18 protein-coding genes and 1 pseudogene are annotated in these 15575 nt (G+C 62.4%); 15 read left to right on the top strand and 4 right to left on the bottom strand.

Annotation, left to right across the window (positions count from 1 at the left end; all coding sequences use genetic code 11):
• The first annotated feature begins 252 nt into the window (after positions 1 to 252).
• The 10 genes and pseudogenes from WS92_RS29640 to WS92_RS29595 all read left to right on the top strand — a co-directional run bounded on the left by WS92_RS29640 (position 253) and on the right by WS92_RS29595 (position 7545).
• A complete protein-coding gene (locus WS92_RS29640) occupies positions 253 to 660 on the top strand; it encodes a DUF4902 domain-containing protein (RefSeq protein WP_059934210.1) in 408 nt (135 codons plus the stop codon).
• A gap of 82 nt (positions 661 to 742) precedes the next feature.
• Complete coding sequence (locus tag WS92_RS29635) at positions 743 to 1363, top strand: N-acylhomoserine lactone synthase (RefSeq protein WP_059934204.1); 621 nt, start codon at positions 743 to 745, stop codon at positions 1361 to 1363.
• A gap of 68 nt (positions 1364 to 1431) precedes the next feature.
• On the top strand, positions 1432 to 2949 hold the full coding sequence (locus tag WS92_RS29630) for an amino acid adenylation domain-containing protein (protein ID WP_059934206.1): 1518 nt from the start codon (positions 1432 to 1434) through the stop codon (positions 2947 to 2949).
• A 116-nt stretch (positions 2950 to 3065) separates the two neighbouring features.
• Positions 3066 to 4085, top strand: coding sequence for an IS110 family RNA-guided transposase (locus tag WS92_RS29625; RefSeq protein WP_059930353.1), 1020 nt, complete (start codon positions 3066 to 3068; stop codon positions 4083 to 4085).
• A 289-nt stretch (positions 4086 to 4374) separates the two neighbouring features.
• Entirely contained in the window at positions 4375 to 4620 is a 246-nt protein-coding gene (locus WS92_RS29620; RefSeq protein WP_006029280.1) for an acyl carrier protein, read from the top strand.
• 131 nt (positions 4621 to 4751) lie between these two features.
• Entirely contained in the window at positions 4752 to 5675 is a 924-nt protein-coding gene (locus WS92_RS29615; RefSeq protein WP_059929145.1) for a chlorinating enzyme, read from the top strand.
• Positions 5676 to 5765: 90 nt separating this feature from the next.
• The gene (locus WS92_RS29610; RefSeq protein ID WP_059929142.1) at positions 5766 to 6062 is read left to right on the top strand and encodes an acyl carrier protein; all 297 of its coding nucleotides are present in this window, start codon (positions 5766 to 5768) and stop codon (positions 6060 to 6062) included.
• A 130-nt stretch (positions 6063 to 6192) separates the two neighbouring features.
• Positions 6193 to 6682 (top strand): annotated as a pseudogene (locus WS92_RS29605) (MFS transporter); the annotation flags it as partial.
• 214 nt (positions 6683 to 6896) lie between these two features.
• Positions 6897 to 7145 (top strand): DUF4160 domain-containing protein, encoded by a 249-nt coding sequence (locus WS92_RS33855; protein ID WP_080595245.1) that lies wholly within the window; start codon positions 6897 to 6899, stop codon positions 7143 to 7145.
• Positions 7132 to 7545 carry a DUF2442 domain-containing protein gene (locus tag WS92_RS29595; protein WP_009917079.1) on the top strand — a complete coding sequence of 138 codons (414 nt, stop codon included), beginning with the start codon at positions 7132 to 7134 and terminating at the stop codon, positions 7543 to 7545. Before WS92_RS33855 ends, WS92_RS29595 begins: the two co-directional genes overlap by 14 nt.
• 485 nt (positions 7546 to 8030) lie before the next feature.
• Here the strand turns inward: WS92_RS29595 and WS92_RS29590 are convergent, their stop codons facing one another.
• Complete coding sequence (locus WS92_RS29590) at positions 8031 to 9413, bottom strand: replication initiation protein (protein ID WP_043283379.1); 1383 nt, start codon at positions 9411 to 9413, stop codon at positions 8031 to 8033.
• 813 nt (positions 9414 to 10226) lie between these two features.
• Between WS92_RS29590 and WS92_RS29585 the strand changes: the two genes are divergently transcribed.
• Positions 10227 to 11435 (top strand): ParA family protein, encoded by a 1209-nt coding sequence (locus WS92_RS29585; protein WP_059929139.1) that lies wholly within the window; start codon positions 10227 to 10229, stop codon positions 11433 to 11435.
• Positions 11432 to 12400 (top strand): ParB/RepB/Spo0J family partition protein, encoded by a 969-nt coding sequence (locus tag WS92_RS29580; protein ID WP_059929136.1) that lies wholly within the window; start codon positions 11432 to 11434, stop codon positions 12398 to 12400. Before WS92_RS29585 ends, WS92_RS29580 begins: the two co-directional genes overlap by 4 nt.
• 297 nt (positions 12401 to 12697) lie before the next feature.
• On the opposite strand, the gene WS92_RS29575 is transcribed toward WS92_RS29580, so the two are convergent.
• Complete coding sequence (locus tag WS92_RS29575; protein ID WP_141668120.1) at positions 12698 to 13087, bottom strand: hypothetical protein; 390 nt, start codon at positions 13085 to 13087, stop codon at positions 12698 to 12700.
• On the bottom strand, positions 13066 to 13332 hold the full coding sequence (locus WS92_RS29570) for a hypothetical protein (protein WP_059929130.1): 267 nt from the start codon (positions 13330 to 13332) through the stop codon (positions 13066 to 13068). Before WS92_RS29570 ends, WS92_RS29575 begins: the two co-directional genes overlap by 22 nt.
• Before the next feature lie 537 nt (positions 13333 to 13869).
• On the opposite strand from WS92_RS29570, the gene WS92_RS29565 reads away from it, so the two are divergent.
• The 3 genes from WS92_RS29565 (at position 13870) to WS92_RS29555 (ending at position 14913) form a co-directional block, all read left to right on the top strand.
• Entirely contained in the window at positions 13870 to 14112 is a 243-nt protein-coding gene (locus WS92_RS29565) for an antitoxin (RefSeq protein WP_006029598.1), read from the top strand.
• A complete protein-coding gene (locus WS92_RS29560; protein ID WP_059929127.1) occupies positions 14109 to 14519 on the top strand; it encodes a type II toxin-antitoxin system VapC family toxin in 411 nt (136 codons plus the stop codon). Before WS92_RS29565 ends, WS92_RS29560 begins: the two co-directional genes overlap by 4 nt.
• A 124-nt stretch (positions 14520 to 14643) precedes the next feature.
• On the top strand, positions 14644 to 14913 hold the full coding sequence (locus WS92_RS29555; protein WP_141668119.1) for a hypothetical protein: 270 nt from the start codon (positions 14644 to 14646) through the stop codon (positions 14911 to 14913).
• Positions 14914 to 15116: 203 nt separating this feature from the next.
• On the opposite strand, the gene WS92_RS29550 is transcribed toward WS92_RS29555, so the two are convergent.
• The coding region (locus WS92_RS29550) for a hypothetical protein (RefSeq protein WP_059929119.1) at positions 15117 to 15575 on the bottom strand (459 nt) is incomplete at its 5' end.

Here is a 15575-nt window from a genome sequence, read left to right as displayed (position 1 = left end):
ACATTGCCGCCGCGCTACGCCGGGCCGATCGGCGTCACGCGATATGTCCGTCCGTCATTCACGCCCGCCACGATGCGGCATGGACGCCGTTCCGTCACGTTCGCGCCGCGGCGCCGATGTCCGCGGCACGCCGCGCGGGCTTGTGTCCCGGTATGCCGCGGCCGCCGCGCATGCGCGGCAGCTCGCCGCTCATTCAACCACCGGCGCGGGCAGGCAATGCACCGCACCCCGCGCGTCGGAAGGAGGTATTACGTGGCCCAACGCCTAGCTCCGGCTTCATCCGCACCGGCGGCCGCCGACCGGGACGGATACGTTCGCCTGTCGCTGCCGCAACTGGCGCGCGTGTCGCTCGCGCCGATCTGCGCGGCCGCGGACGATCAGATCCTCTCCGAGCTCTGGGACCTCGGCACTTGCGCGCTGCGCGCCGGCTATTGCGAATGGATCGACGCGCACGGGGCCGCGCCGACGACGCTCGGCTGGTCGTGGTTCGTCGACGTCGAGAAGATTTGGCGAATCGTCCCGGACAGCCTGACATCGAATCTGATGATTATCAGCGCCAAAGGCTATGACGTCGGCCCGGCAAATACCCGGCAATGTCTATTGGATTGGCTGACCAAATTCGATTGGCGCGGATTGCTCGTCCCGCTGATTCATGATTGAAATTCGAAACCTGTAGAAAATCGTAGTTTTGCAAAATTCTCACATCGTCTCTAATGTGCGCATCTAAAGAGAGTACGCACACATGATCGATACGACCGTCATAAGCGCTGCGCGACTGGATTCCACCGTCAAGGCAGCACTCGGCAATTATCGTCGGGCGATATTCATCGAGAAACTCGGCTGGCCATTGCCGTTGGTCGATGGGCTCGAGATCGATCAATTCGATCGTCCCGATACGATTTACGTGGTCGGCAAAACGGAGTCCGGCGATATCTGCGGATGCGCTCGCCTGCTGCCCACGACGAGGCCCTACCTGCTCGGCGAGGTGTTCCCCGATCTGATGGGCGACGCGGCGCCGCCCTGCTCGGCGCACGTGTGGGAAATCTCGCGATTTTCGTCGTCGATCCTCTCCGGAGGGCCGGACGCGCTGCGGCAGGCTCACCGCAATACGCGCATCCTGCTCGCGAAAATCGTCCGCTTTGCGCAGGCGGCCGGCGTGAAACGGCTGATCACCGTTTCGCCGCTCGCGGTCGAGCGGCTGCTCAACCGTCTGAAAGTCCATATTCACCGCGCGGGTCCGCCGCGGCTGATCGAAGGCAAGCCGGTGTTCGCGTGCTGGATCGAAGTGGACGACATCACGCTCCAAGCGCTCGACATCGAGCCGGCCGCCGATTCGGCCGCCGGCGCGCTGCGCCATTCGTGAGCGGCCGACGCCGAACGCCATCGCCCCCGGCCCGGCGGGCATTAGCCTTCCCGAACGCGAGAGAATCCGTGACCTCAACCAGCGTCAATCGTCTGTTCACTTCGCAAGCCCGCCTTGCGCCCGAAGCGCTCGCGCTCTCGAGCGGTGACACGCGCCTCACGTACGGCGAGCTCGAACGATGCGCGAACCGCCTGGCCCGACGCCTCCTCGACAGCGGCGTGCGGCCGCGCGACCGGGTCCTGCTCTGCCTGCCGCGCTCGGTCGACGCGGTGATCGCGATGCTCGCGATCATGAAGACCGGCGCGGCGTTCGTGCCGGTCGATCCCGCGTATTCCGACGCGATCAAGCGCGGCTATGCGAGCGACAGCGGCGCGCGGCACGCGCTCGCGCGCGCGGCCGACGCCGCGGCGTTTCGCGGCGGCGCGCTGTGCGTGATCGACGCTGACGATCTGTCGGCCGCACGCGATGACGAGGGGCCCGAAGTCGATGCGGGGCACGACGGGGAAACGCCGGTGTACGTGATGTTCACCTCCGGCAGCACCGGCCGGCCGAAGGGCGTGATCGTCGCGCACCGCGGCGTCGCGCGGCTCGTCAGGGAAACGAACTATATCCGGATCACGCGCGAGGACACGCTGCTGCTGCTCTCGCCGATCACGTTCGACGCATCGACGTTCGAGATCTGGGGCGCGCTGCTCAACGGCGCGCGGCTCGCGATCTACGAGGACGCCACGTTCGATCCGAACGCCGTCAGCCGGCTCATCGCGCGCGAACAAGTAAGCGTGATGTGGCTCACCGCGGGGCTGTTCCATCTGGTCGCGCGGCGCTTCGTCGGCATGCTGGCGGGGCTGCGCGTCGTGCTCGCGGGCGGCGACGTGCTGAGCGCCGCCGCGATCGGCGCGGTGTTCGACGCGTTCCCGTCGATCACCGTCATCAACGGCTACGGCCCGACCGAGAACACGACGTTCACGTGCTGCCACGTGATGACGGCCGACCGGCGGCCGACCGGTACGGTGCCGATCGGCCGGCCGATCGCGGGCACCGACGTTCGCATTCTCGACGCCGCGCTGCGCGAGGTGCCTGACGGCGAAGAAGGCGAGCTGTGCGCAAGCGGCCTCGGCGTCGCGCTCGGCTACCTGAACGCGCCCGACGCGACGCGCGCCGCGTTCGTCGACTGCCCGGCGACGGGCAGCCGGCTCTATCGCACCGGCGACCGCGCGCGGCGCCGGGCGGACGGCGTGATCGAGTTCCTCGGCCGCAGCGACCTGCTCGTGAAGATACGCGGCTACCGCGTGTCGCTCGACGAGCTGCAATCCGTCCTCGCCGGCATTCCCGGCGTCGAGGAGGCGCTCGTCAAGGTATCCGAAGAAGCGACCGGCGAGAAGCGCCTCAGCGCGATTGTCCAATCCGGCCGCGCCGAACCGGACATGAAGGCCTACGTTCGCCGCGAACTGGCCAAGCGCGTGCCGCCGTTCCAGATTCCCGACGACATCCGGATTTTCCAGCACATCCCGCTCAACGCGAACGGCAAGCTCGATCGCCACCGGCTGCCGGTCAGCGAGACCTCGACCCTCGGAGAATTGAAATGAACGCGTCCCACCCGAAACCGTGAGAGCAGAGGAAGTGGGTGGATCCTCACGGGCCAACGGCATCGAAGTGCCCAAGTGGAAAATGCACGCATTTCCCGGCAACCGGAGGATCCACGATGAACAGTATGGCAGTGGGCGTAGATATCGCCAAGAACGTGTTCCAGGTGCATTACGTCGCTCAGGGCAGCGGAGAGATCGTCAACAAGCCGATCAAGCGGGCGAAGTTTCTGGAGCACTTCGCGAACCGTGCGCGGTGCCTGATTGGGATGGAGGCGTGCGGCGGCGCACACCACTGGGCGCGGGAACTGACGCGGCTGGGTCATGAGGTCAGGCTGATGCCAGCGGAGTTCGTGAAGGCATTCAACATCCGCAACAAGAATGATGCGGCGGACGCGCGGGCGATCTGGCTGGCGGTGCAGCAGCCGGGCAAGCCGGTGGCGATGAAGACGGAAATGCAGCAGGCGATGCTGGCGCTGCACCGGATGCGCGAGCAGTTGGTGAAGTTCCGCACGATGCAGGGCAACGGACTGCGCGGGTTACTGACGGAATACGGCGAGGTGATGAGCCGGGGGCGAGCGAAACTGGACAAGGCCATCCCGGCGGCACTTGACCGGCTCGCGGAGCGCCTGCCGGCGGCGCTGATCGATACGTCGCGGGAGCAGTGGAGCGGGTTGGCGAGGCTGGACGGGCAGATCGCCGAGATCGAACGCCGGATGCGTGAATGGAAGAAGGAGGATGAAGCGGTTGCGGCGATCAGCGAGATTCCCGGCGTGGGGCTGCTGACGGCAACAGCGGCGGTGGCGATGATGGGCGATCCGAAGGCATTCAGTTCGGGGCGCGAGTTTGCGGCGTGGGCCGGCCTGGTACCGAAGCAGACCGGCTCGGGCGGCAAGGTGAACCTGCACGGGATCAGCCGGCGCGGCGACACCTATCTGCGAACACTGCTGATTCACGGCGCGCGAAGCGTGTTGAGTCATGCGAAGGAGCCCGGCCCGTGGGTCGAGCAGATGAAGAAACGGCGGCCAGCGAATGGGGTGATCGTGGCGCTGGCCAACAAGATGGCGCGGACGATCTGGGCGGTGCTCGCTCATGACCGGCCGTACCGGAAGGACTACGTGAGCGTGAAGCCAGCTTGAGTGGCTCACGCAAGAGTAGAAAGATCAACGCTTAACACAGGGTGAACGTCGAAAGGTTGCGCAGCAATCGAGTGTGATGACAAATCAGGTAGGACCGGGACTCGCTAAACCTGAATGGCTTGAAGAGCTCCGAAAGCTCGCCAGGAGAATGAGGTGCGAGTCAGCGTATTTCATAGGGGCCCGCAGCGGCAGGACCGGCTGCAACAAGGCCGGATATAGAGCTGCAGCCCATCCTGTCCGTTAAAACACACGAAAACTGTTGCAAACGGGACGCGTTCATATAGAAGCCATGACCCACACGATAGACATCACCGAAACGATTCACAACACCTGCCGCAGCGTGCTCGGGATTCCCGATCTTCAGTCTGACGAAGATTTCTTCGAGCGCGGCGTGAGCTCGCTCACGATCGTCGAGCTGCAGATCCAGATCGAGCAACTGGTGCAGCGCCAGGTGCCGACGAGCAAGCTGATGGCGGCGCCCACCGTTCAAGGGTGGTCGCAGGTTTATCGGGAGGCCGCGGCCGCCGCGTCGTGACGAGCGACGCGGCGCAGCGGCGCGCGACGGCATGCCCGCGCATCGCGCCGGCGCCGGCCGCTCGACACGCGCACGAGCGCAAGCACGAACAGGCCAAACGAGCCACAACCAGGATCCAGAGGAACAACACCATGTCGCAATTCAAGCTGACGCCCGACGAAATCGCCCGCTTCCGCGAGCAGGGCTACATCGGACCGTTCAAACTCTATTCGGAGGACGAAGCGCGCGAGCGCTACCGGCAGATCCGCGCGCAACTGTTCGACCGCGAATACGCGATCTACGAGCTGCCGCCGAACAGCCCGATCGCGAACTACGACCGGCATCTGGACGTGAATCTGCTGAGCGAGCACATCATGCGCGCGGAGATCGTCCACAAGCTCAATGCGATCCTGGGCCCGGACCTCATCTGCTGGCGCTCGGAGATGTTCCCGAAATACCCCGGCGACGAAGGCACCGACTGGCACCAGGCCGACACGTTCGCGCACGCGTCGGGCAAGCCGCAGGTGGTGTGGCCCGGCGACGGCCGCTTCGGCGGCGCGGTGACGGTGTGGACCGCGTTCACCGATTGCGATGAAGAAAACGGCTGCCTGCGCTTCATGCCCGGCACGCATGAGGAAATGTTCTACGACGAATCGAAGAAGATGACCTTCGATCCGACGAACATCAACGCGCTCGAGAAGGACGGCATCAAGCGCGGCTTCTTCGGCTACGACTACCGCAGCCTGCAGAAGGACCCGGACTGGAAGCCGGACGAGCGCAACGCGGTGTCGATCAAGATGAAGCCGGGCGAGTTCGTGATCTTCTGGTCGACGCTGATGCACTCGTCGTTCCCGAACTCGACGAAGGATCGCACCCGCCTCGGCTACGCATGCCGATACGTGCCCGCAGCGGTCCAGATCTATCCGGATACCGATACCGTCAGCGAATACGGCAGCGAAGTGAAGCTCGACAAGTACGGCGTCGTGCTCGTGTCGGGCGAGGACGGCTTCCGGCACAACCGCCGGGTCGAACGCAACGCGCGCGGCGTGCCGTTCGTGCGCCACGCCGGCGCGTAATCCGGCGCGAGCCCGGCACGGCCGCGGCGCGAAGACGGAAAACCGCCCACGGGGAGCCGCCGCTCCCCGTTTTTTCTTCGGAGGAAGACCATGACGCCCCACGTCGAAGTTCCGCACGTCCAGCGTATCGACCACGCGGTGCTCGCCGTCGTGCGGGCCGTGCTCGATCGCCCGGACGCCGCGATGAACGACGCGTTCCTGTCGATCGGCGGCTCGCTCCAGGCCGCGCAGCGCGTGGTCGCGCAGCTCCAGCACCGCCTCTGCGCGGACATCGCGCCGCACCTGCTGCTGAACAGCGCGTGCATCGGCGATTTCGCCGATACGCTCGCGCGCACGCTGAACGGCGCGCCGGGCGACGCCTGCGCGCCGCTGCCGCGCTCGGTCTGAGCGCGGCAGCCGCAGACGCCAACCGCGCGCGCCGTGCCTCGCGCGAGCGCGCGCAGATTGCCCTCGCCGAAACCTTGATGCCCCTGCCGCTGGACGATCTCGAAGAAGATCTCGCCGGGCTGGCGCTTGACTCGTGCTGATCGGCCTGTGGGTGCGCGCGAGCATGGACGGATCGCAGGCATTCGTCGAGCAGGTCGAGCACGGCCGCCGCCGGCTGAAGCTGCCGGTGCGCGAGGCGCTCACCCGTCATCTGAAGGCGTTCGTCTACATCGTCGCGCTGCGTCTCGCCGAGCTGTTCACGATGTATATCGTCACCGCGTTCGCGCTCAGCTATTCGACGTCGAACCTCGGCATGTCGCGCGATCTGTTCCTGAACATCGGCCTGCTCACCGGCGCGCTGAGCGGCGTGACGATCCCGTGCTTCGCGTGGCTCGCCGACCGCTTCGGGCTGCGCCGCGTCTACATCGCCGGCGCGCTCGTCGGGCTCGCGTGCGCGGTGCCGTTCTTCGTCGCGCGCGAGGCGCGCGACCGTCTGGATCGTGATCTGCTCGGTGCTGCTCGCGAACGTCGCGCACGACATGGTGGTGAGTGTCCAGCAGCCGCTGTTCACCGAGCTGTTCGCGTAGACCAAAATAAAGTCGTCACCGTTTCCGAAATAAAGATGTCAACTGGCAGGCCCAGCGAGGGTCGGCTTGGAAAAATTCGTAAAAATCATATGGTTGGGCAAGCGAATTAAAGTCGTCACCGGCGCGCTTCTCCGCAGGTGTCAACTCGGGGCTGATTGGATCGGCACGGCGCCTATCCCAGGCGGTTGGGTTTGTGTAAAATGACGTCATGCCGACCGTACACCGCTTCGATGGCCTGCGCGTGGTCATCTACCCGAACGATCATCGACCCGCGCATGTCCACGTCAGAGGAGCGGACGGCGAAGCGGTGTTCGTCCTGCATTGCCCCGATGGCCCGCCCCGGTTGCGTGAGAGCTACGGCTTCAGCCGAACCGAGGTCACGCGCATCGAGGCTACCCTCACGGACGTCCTCCTCGCCCTTTGCAATGAATGGAGAGACCTTCATGGCCGTTACTGATCGCGAATTCGAGCAAGCGCAGGCGCGAATGCACGCGCTGCGCGAGCACGGCTATGCCGTGGCGGCCCGCTACGATCGCCGCAGCGCCCGCGTGGTGGTGAAGCTGAACACGGGCGTGCAGATTGCCTTTCCGGCGGCACTGGCCGAAGGCCTGAGCGGTGCGACGCCCGAGGATCTGGCGCTCATCGAGATCAGCCCGGCCGGGCTTGGTCTGCACTGGCCGCGGCTCGACGCCGACATCTACGTGCCGGCGCTGCTGCAAGGGGTCTTCGGTTCGAAGAACTGGATGGCGCGCGAACTCGGCATGGCCGGCGGACGCGCGCGCAGCGCTGCAAAGGCGAATGCCGCGCGCGAGAACGGACGCAAGGGTGGGCGACCGCGCAAAGCCGCCAATGGGTAAGGCCCAGTGATTGTCGTGCCGTTTCCCGGGGTAGAGTGGCCTCGGCGCGACAAGGGTTAGCGGTCTGCCCCTCAAACAATCGCCCATCGAATCAACGACTTCCTGACTGGTCTGAATGGCGCAGCCGATGCCCGGCCGGCCGCGGGCGGGCCGACGACCGGCCCGGCGGCCAGGACCCGTCCGGGCTGTTTAGCGGCGATCATATGAATTTTCGTGGATAGCTGTCCACGAGCCGTCGCAAAACGTATTGTCTAGCGTTAGAAATGTACGTTATACAAGCCTTGAACCCTCTCGGAGCCGCGAAGCGGCCGGCGATGCGAGTTGACAAGTTCAATCCGAACTCAGGCGAAGTGACACTTTTCTTTCGTTCGGACCGGAAATAAAACTGTCAATCCGAGAGGCAACTTCCTTACGCCGCGGGGATTCTGGATTGACACATTTGTTGCGCTCTACGGCTTCGGCTATCCCTTACCTTCACCGCGCCCTTAGCCGGCGTTTGCACGGATCGCGCGCGTTTGCATAAAAACGTAGAGGGAGAATGCTGCTCGGAGAGCCTCATGTTGCGAGAGCGAGGCCTCATTCAAGTCGGCCATCGGATCGATACTCAAGCGACGCAGCGTGAGCTTCGCTGCTGGTGAGCGTTTGTAGTTTCGACGCCAATCCTCTCTTTGCTCCGGCGTCGCGGCCTCATATGCGTCCCAGCCCTGCCGAACTTCCTCGCCCATCCGTTCCTGCGCGCTCACCTCCTGTGCCGCGGCCTGCAGTGCCATACGGCTTTGAGCTTGCGCCTTCGCTTCAGTCTCTTGTTGCTCACGCTCGATGAAGGACTGCTGAACTTGCACCATCTCGCGCTCAGCATCGGAGACCGCCCAACCTTCCTTGAGGGCCTTCATGAAAAAGCCTGCCGGACTCTTCGTCACCTTGCCCAACTTCAAGCTGAAGCGAGTACGGTCGATCGCTTGCTCGAGACGTTCATCGGTGTAGGTGTCTCGATCGCCAACGATCTGATTGAACTGCGCTGTCGAAAGGCCAAACTCTTGCTTTAGAGTTTGATAAATCTCCTTTGCGTGCTCGTGCGTATGCAGCACCCGCTCGGCGAGATCTTTGCGGCTCATACGGAATCGGAGACTGCCAATTTTTCGCGAGCCCGGCAGGTTCCGCGTTTCGTACGCCAACGAGAGGTCAGAAACCTCGTTGATCTGCTGCACTGCGGGTTCGAGCCAGTCCCGTTTAAAGTACTTGAACACCTGCGCATTCGCGCCCATCTCTCCCTGCCATCCACGCAGTTCATCAAGCGGGATCCAGTCGGTCTGTCCTTCGTCTGCGTGCGGCAGCAAGTGGTCGTACATCACGCGTGCATAGGACAAGGTGAACATCGAGGTGATACGCAGGCTCAACCAGTGCGACTTACCCTTCCCTCGGATAATTCCAATCAGATCGGGCGGAACACGGAATTGAAAGCGGCCGCCCTGGTAGGAGATCCGGCCGATCAGTTGTGTTGAGCCGAAGGGCCGTTCACCGTCTGGCTCCGCCGGTGCCGTCGCTTGAATAAGGGCTTTTTGCGCCTCGGTGATTACCTGCTCCAGGTGAGTGTTGTTGCGGCTCGAGTAGCGCATGAGCCATTTGAAATAGTCCAGCTCCACGTCGTAGAGGTCACGGGGCCGGTCGTCGTAGGCGACAATGAAGTATGCTGCGTCGATCAAGCGGCGGGCGGCCACGCCTAGGTCGACGATACGAATGAGGACGTTATTGCGGGAAAAACCAATGTCTGACCGAGCGCTATCGACCGGCAGCCCTTCGGCCGACGCATCGTCGAACAGGGCAAGCGCCAACTGCTGAGACGTCGCCAATTGCCCTCTTTCCGCCATGCCGTCCTCCGCCATCACGCTGCATTTGTCATATTGGCGCGTAAGGTACCGGTGACAAAGTGACCTGTCAACACATACAACCTCACCTTCGCCATGGAAGACCCACAGATCACCTCACCTTTGAGCCCATTCCCCTCACCATTCCGCCCAAACACCTCACCATAGCCGCCAATTTCTCTCACCATTCTGTGGACTTCTTCTCACCTTGACTCTCAATCCACAGCGCCTTCAGCACATAATCCCTCACCTTGCGTGCCCAAGGCATTGATTTATAACGAATGCAGTCGCGCTGTTTGTGGTTGGTGGGTTTTGTTTAACTACAACAACAACTAACCGGGCAAACAAGAACGCCTCCCGTACTAGAAAAGAGCCAGGCTGGGCGAGCGAGTGCGGCACAGACCTGAAGACCTGCGCTACCTGATCTTTCAAGGGTTAGCGAGGTCTACATACCGCAATCGATGGTGAGGTGTATTGTGCGGCCGTCTTAGCGCGGACAACTTGCCTCCAACATCGGCGGCCCAAGGTGAGGAAAACTGTGCGTTATGGCGCGGCAAGCAAGGCGTTACGTCTGCGGGTCGCCCCACAATTCACCTCACCGTGAGCCGCCCTCGTGCCGTTGGACGGCTCAAAAAGCCCACGAGCGCCGGGATTTGGAGCCAAGCTGGCGGATATTCGGATCCAGACGCGAATTACATAGCCATTCTTCGGTCTAGCGGGTATTCTACGGTTCATGTTGGAAAACTGCAGAACCGTATAAATCTGCGGTGAGCGTAGAAAAAACACCTCACCATTGAACTCAAGAGGAAGCATCTAATGAAAGTGAGCGAGTTGCCCGCTGTCGAGCGGCAGGTGAAGCTATCTCAACTCGGCGAGTTCGCAAAGCGATTGTCCGTGATGACCGACGAGCTTCGTGAGGACATCTTGGCGCCGCGGCCCCGCAAAAATCCGCCGGTATTTACGATCGGCGAATTGAGCGAGATGTGTGGCCTTGATCGCCAGAAGATCAACTACATGGCAACGAAGGGAGGCGGTGAATTGCCTCCTGGCGAAGCGCATGGTTCGGGACGTGCTCGCATCTTCACGTTGGCTGAAGCACGCATATGGGTACAGAAGGCTTCGAACATCTTTCAGACCGCGCTCGTGACTGGGAAGGGTAAGCATCGCGGCCGGGTCCTGATCACGGCAAACTTCAAGGGCGGTTCGACTAAGACGACAATCACGATGTGCGAGGCGCAGGCACTTAGCTTGCGTGGTCGCCGGGTCCTCGTCATTGATCTCGATCCCCAAGCCTCCCTATCGGAGCTTTGTGGGTTGTACGCAGAGAAGGATGTGACGTGGGAAGACACAGTGCTTCCATTTATCTACGATCCTTCCATTGAGGGGGGGCTCGCCTCAATGGTCCAATCGACCTACTGGGATGGGATCGACGTCATTCCCGCACACAACTATTTGCATGATGCAGAGTTCCACCTGCCGACAGCTCAGAAGGAGAATCCCGAGTACGAATTCTGGTCAGTTCTTCGTCGCGGTATCGAGCCACTTCGTTCTGAGTACGACTACATCATCCTCGACACTGCTCCGTCCCTGTCTTATTTAACGCTGAACGGGCTCATGGCTGCCGACGCGATGGTCATGCCTCTGGTTCCGGAAAGTCTAGATTTCATCTCTTCGGTGTCGTTCTGGTCGCTGTTTTCCGAGATTGCAGCGGGCTTTGTTGACCATGAGCTCGACAAGACTTATGACTTCATTTCCGTATTGCTCTCGAAGGTGGACTACGGGGCGGTGTCGTCTGCGCCGGCGGTCCGAGTGTGGGCTCAGCGGGCATACGGCGACTGGCTTTCGGCAACCGAAATTCCCGCTAGCTCAGTGATGAGCAATGGGGCGCTTGCCCTGTCGACGGTCTTCGATCTCTCGAGATCGGATGGCGTCGCGAAGACCTTGGCGCGCGTGAAACAACCGTTGATGGACCACTGTAAATGGATCGACAATCAGTCGGTCGCACGTTGGAGGGCGGAGGCATGAGTAATCTGCGAGAACGGATGATGAGCAAGACGGCGGGTCTGCGTGCGGCCAAGGACATTGAGCTCACAGAGCAACCGGAGAAGCCCGCTACCCCAAGAACTGCTCCTGGAATGGCGGGGGCACTGGCGACCGCGCAGGCGCGTATCTTGGAGCTTGAGCGGAGCACCACTTCGCACGAGTTGCCTGTCGCGGATATCGTGCCCAATCCGTGGCAGCCTCGCCGGATTTTCAATGAGGCGAAGCTCACCGAGCTCGCGGAATCAATCCGCGAGTCGGGTCTGATTGAACCGATTGTCGTTCGTAAGGTGGTGTCGGGCTATCAAATCGTGGCTGGCGAGCGACGGTGGCGTGCGCACAAGATGATCGGGAAAGAAGCGATCAAGGCGGTGATCGCCGACGTCTCGGACGGAGATATGGCGGTGCTCGCATTGGTCGAAAACGTCGTTCGAGACGGTCTGACCGACTACGAGATTGCGCGCTCTATCCGGAACACAGAGAAGGAATTTCCGAACCGGAAGCGTATGGCGGAGGCGCTCGGGATTTCTCGTTCGGAGCTCTATCGGTATTTAGCCTTCGGCGATTTGCCCGAATTCGTTATCAAGGATCTCGATCTTCAGCCTCGCCTACTTGGCGCCCATGCGGCCGAGGATGTTGTTGCGGTACTACGAAATCGTGAGGGGCGCGCATTCGAGATTGCCGGGGAGCTATGGGCACAGGTGGTTGCTGGTGAGCTCGATCAGACGAAGCTTGCGAACGCAATTAAGCTCGCAATCGAGAATGACGGTAAGGCAGGTGCCGTGAGCGATCGAACGATCGAAAAGATTTTTGCGGGAAAGAGCCAGGCTGGCTCGATCACGCGGGACGCAGGCAACTTTACGGTGAAGATCAAAGCGAGGATGCTGACGACGGAAAAGGAAGAGAAGATACGGGCGCTTATTTCACAGCTATTTTCTGAGCCAGACTGAGTCCCTCACACAAGCCCGCCGCGCGCGGGCTTTTTTACTAGCGGTTCCGTGTCCCCAATGGGGACACACGCTTTGCGAGGGGGTAATTGGTGTCCCCATTGGGGACACCAGGGTTAATGAGAACGCTATAGTGCTTGAGCGCGTGAGCGACTATGCGAATGCTCGATCACCCTCACATTCAGGCGGATGCCCGCAGCCTTAAGTCGCGGTGCTGGCGTCCGAATCCATCGGGACGTCGAGAAGAGACGGCTGCAGGACCGCCTGGTTGAGGACGACTTCGGCTAGGTTCCTCGCAGACTACTGTACATCGGGAATGTCGGTGTTCCCCGCGTGCGACAACTGCGACCGCACTGTGTAGAGATCACCCGCCTTCTTCATTAGAGCTTTCGTGGTGGCGGTATCCAGACCCTTAGCAATTGCGGCACGGCCTACCAACTCGCGGACCGCTTTACTGTGGTAAATCCTCTTGAGATTCCTCAGCGCGTCGCCCAACCCCCGATCAGCGACGACAGCGGCATCCTTCAGCCGGTCTTCAATCCACTGGATTGCGGCTGCTTCGCGCGGCCACTGCTCGGCAAGCGAGTCGAGGATAGTGAGGTACGTCAAGAACTGGGAACAGGCCATCGAATCATCATTTGCACTGACGTACAGCTCAAGGGCAGCGATCAAGCGAGGGTCTTCGACCACCGGACAACTATCCAGCCAAGCCTCCCTCCGACCTTGCTGTTACTGATCGACGTCTCCGCCCACAAGGGGGCCGGCACATGTTCAGCTGCAATCAGCGTCGGCATTGGGCCGTTGTAGGTGTCCTGGCGGGCGACGCTCAGGTCGGTCCACGGGCCGATCCTGAACGATGCGCTCATGCGTAGGGACAACACAGGCAATTTCGTGATGAACTCTTTGTACAGCGCCTCGGCTTCGGCCGAAGGCATCGGATCGAAAAGAAGCCACTGGTGAACCGCCGACGAGCTGACGGCCGCGTGTGGCTGCGGAAACGGCTTACGGGTATGTAATACGGTCCGCTTACCCAGTACGGAGACAGGCTGAGGCTCGGGCCCGTGCTCATACGCACGACCAAGAAGATGGCCGCGGGGCGCGGCCAGCGGGATGTGGAGCCAATACAGAGGCTGGCTGTTTTCGGGGGCGCTTCAGACACAAAACTCCGACAGATGGTTGAAGGGATCGTCTTCCACGCCAGAATATAACGGCCCCCAATTAAATGCGGTTCAATCGCTGCGCGCCAGTCCGTAGCGAACCGCGTCGACTCCTTAGCGGTCGCCACGGCGCACTCGGTGGTCCGGGTGGGTCACAATCCCTGACTGGGTTGGCACCAGCAGCGACCGCCGTGCGAACTAGGCGACCAGCGCAGCGTAGGCGGGCCAGTAGCGGTGACATTGCGGCAGCTGTTTGCGAATTCACTTCAGTGTGTATATGCTGTGGCATATGCAATCCGATTAGGAGCCACTCCCATGCCAACTCATGACACCCGCCACGCGCGCCTGTTTCGCAATGGGCGAAGCCAGGCCGTGCGGATCCCGCGCGAGTTCGAGCTACCGGTCTCGGAAGTCACTATCCACCGGGAAGGCCGGCGCTTGATTATCGAGCCCGTGGAGGCCGCGCCCCTGCGTGAGCTGTTCGCCCAATGGACCCCGCTGGACGAAACCTTTCCCGATATCGATAACCTGCCGGCTGAACCGGTCGACATCGAATGACGCTGTATCTGCTCGACACTAACATTTTGTCGAACGTGATCCGAGACCCGCGCGGCGCATGCGCCGCCCGCATCGGAGAAACACCGCCCGAACAAGTGTGCACCTCGATCATCGTGGCCGCGGAACTCCGGTTTGGCGTCTGGAAGCGCGGATCGTCGACGCTCGCGCAGCGCGTCGAGCAACTGCTCGCGAGCTTGACCGTGTTGCCGCTGCAGCCTGACGCAGACCGTTGCTACGGCCGGTTGCGGGCCGAGCTCGAGAAGCAAGGCCAGTTGATCGGCGCCAACGACATGCTAATCGCCGCGCATGCGCTGGCCGTGGACGCCGTCCTGGTCACCGACAATACGGCGGAATTTACTCGGGTCGCGGGGCTGCCAGTCGAAAACTGGTTGCGCCCTGCGACGTAACGCGAGCCCGAACGCGCAGGGAGATCCGGCCAGGGCGCCGTCGGCAAACTCGGGCTACCGACCAAACAGGAGAAATCGTGCCGTACGTGAACGGCTCAAGGCCGAGGTAGAGGCCCTCGAGGCGGTGCATCCCAACCAGGTTATCCAGGTGCTGGTCGGCCCGAGCAGCGTGGGCGTATCGAGCGGCAATCGCGCCGCTTTGCAGGGCAAGGCGGTGCTGCGCAGCGTGACGCTCAAGCGGGGCTCGGCCGAGCTCTGGGTGAACCTAGGGGAGGGGAGAGTGAGCGACTCGGGGTCACGTCCATGGAATCCCGCCACGATGCAGGTTGCGGTGACCGGACTGGAGCGCGAGGTCCGCTGGCCGCCGGTGGTCTTTGTGATCGTGGACCATTGAACGGCGCTTCGGCACCAAGCGTGATCCGACTCTGGCCGGTTTTTTCTGGCGCATCGTCCATGCCGCTCACTCCCATTATCGGCATGCCAAGACAGCCAGCTTGATCATGCAAATGCTTCCGCAACCCGGCCCCGGCCGGGTTTTTCATGGACTTTCCCATGCTGTATAAAGATATATCTCTGTACAGCATGGGCCATGACCGCCTACGCGTTGCCGTGCCGTTCGGGCCGGCTGGCGGTGCGGATCTCGCCGGCCGCCTCCGCGGCTGCCGCCGTGAACCGCTGCCAGGCGCTCTCCAGCTCGAGCATCCGGGCCTCGGCGTCGGCCGCCAGCCGTTCCTGGTGGACCGCCAGCCAGGCGGCCAGCGCCTCACGGTCGGCCCGATCGTTCGCCCGACGCCCCGGTGTCGCGAAGTACCGGTGCAGGTCGTTGACCGAGACCGCGTGGCCGAACAGCACGCGCATCAGCTGCCGCGTCGTGGTGATCGTGGTATCGGGCGGGGGCGGGGCGATCGCGTGGATGAAGGCGATCACCGCGCGGGCCCGGGCGCGCCGCTTGATGCCGCTCATCCGGCCGCGCAGGTGGCGGCTGCCGATATCGGGGTGCGCGAGCATGGCCTGCACGGCTGCGTCGTGATCGGCCGGCGTGAAGAACGTCATCAT

It is taken from the genome of Burkholderia sp. MSMB1588, from assembly GCF_001546925.1.
In the GTDB taxonomy this organism is placed as follows: domain Bacteria; phylum Pseudomonadota; class Gammaproteobacteria; order Burkholderiales; family Burkholderiaceae; genus Burkholderia; species Burkholderia humptydooensis.
The sequence above is the reverse complement of the archived record's forward strand: the minus strand, read 5'-3'. Positions and strand labels throughout refer to the sequence as shown.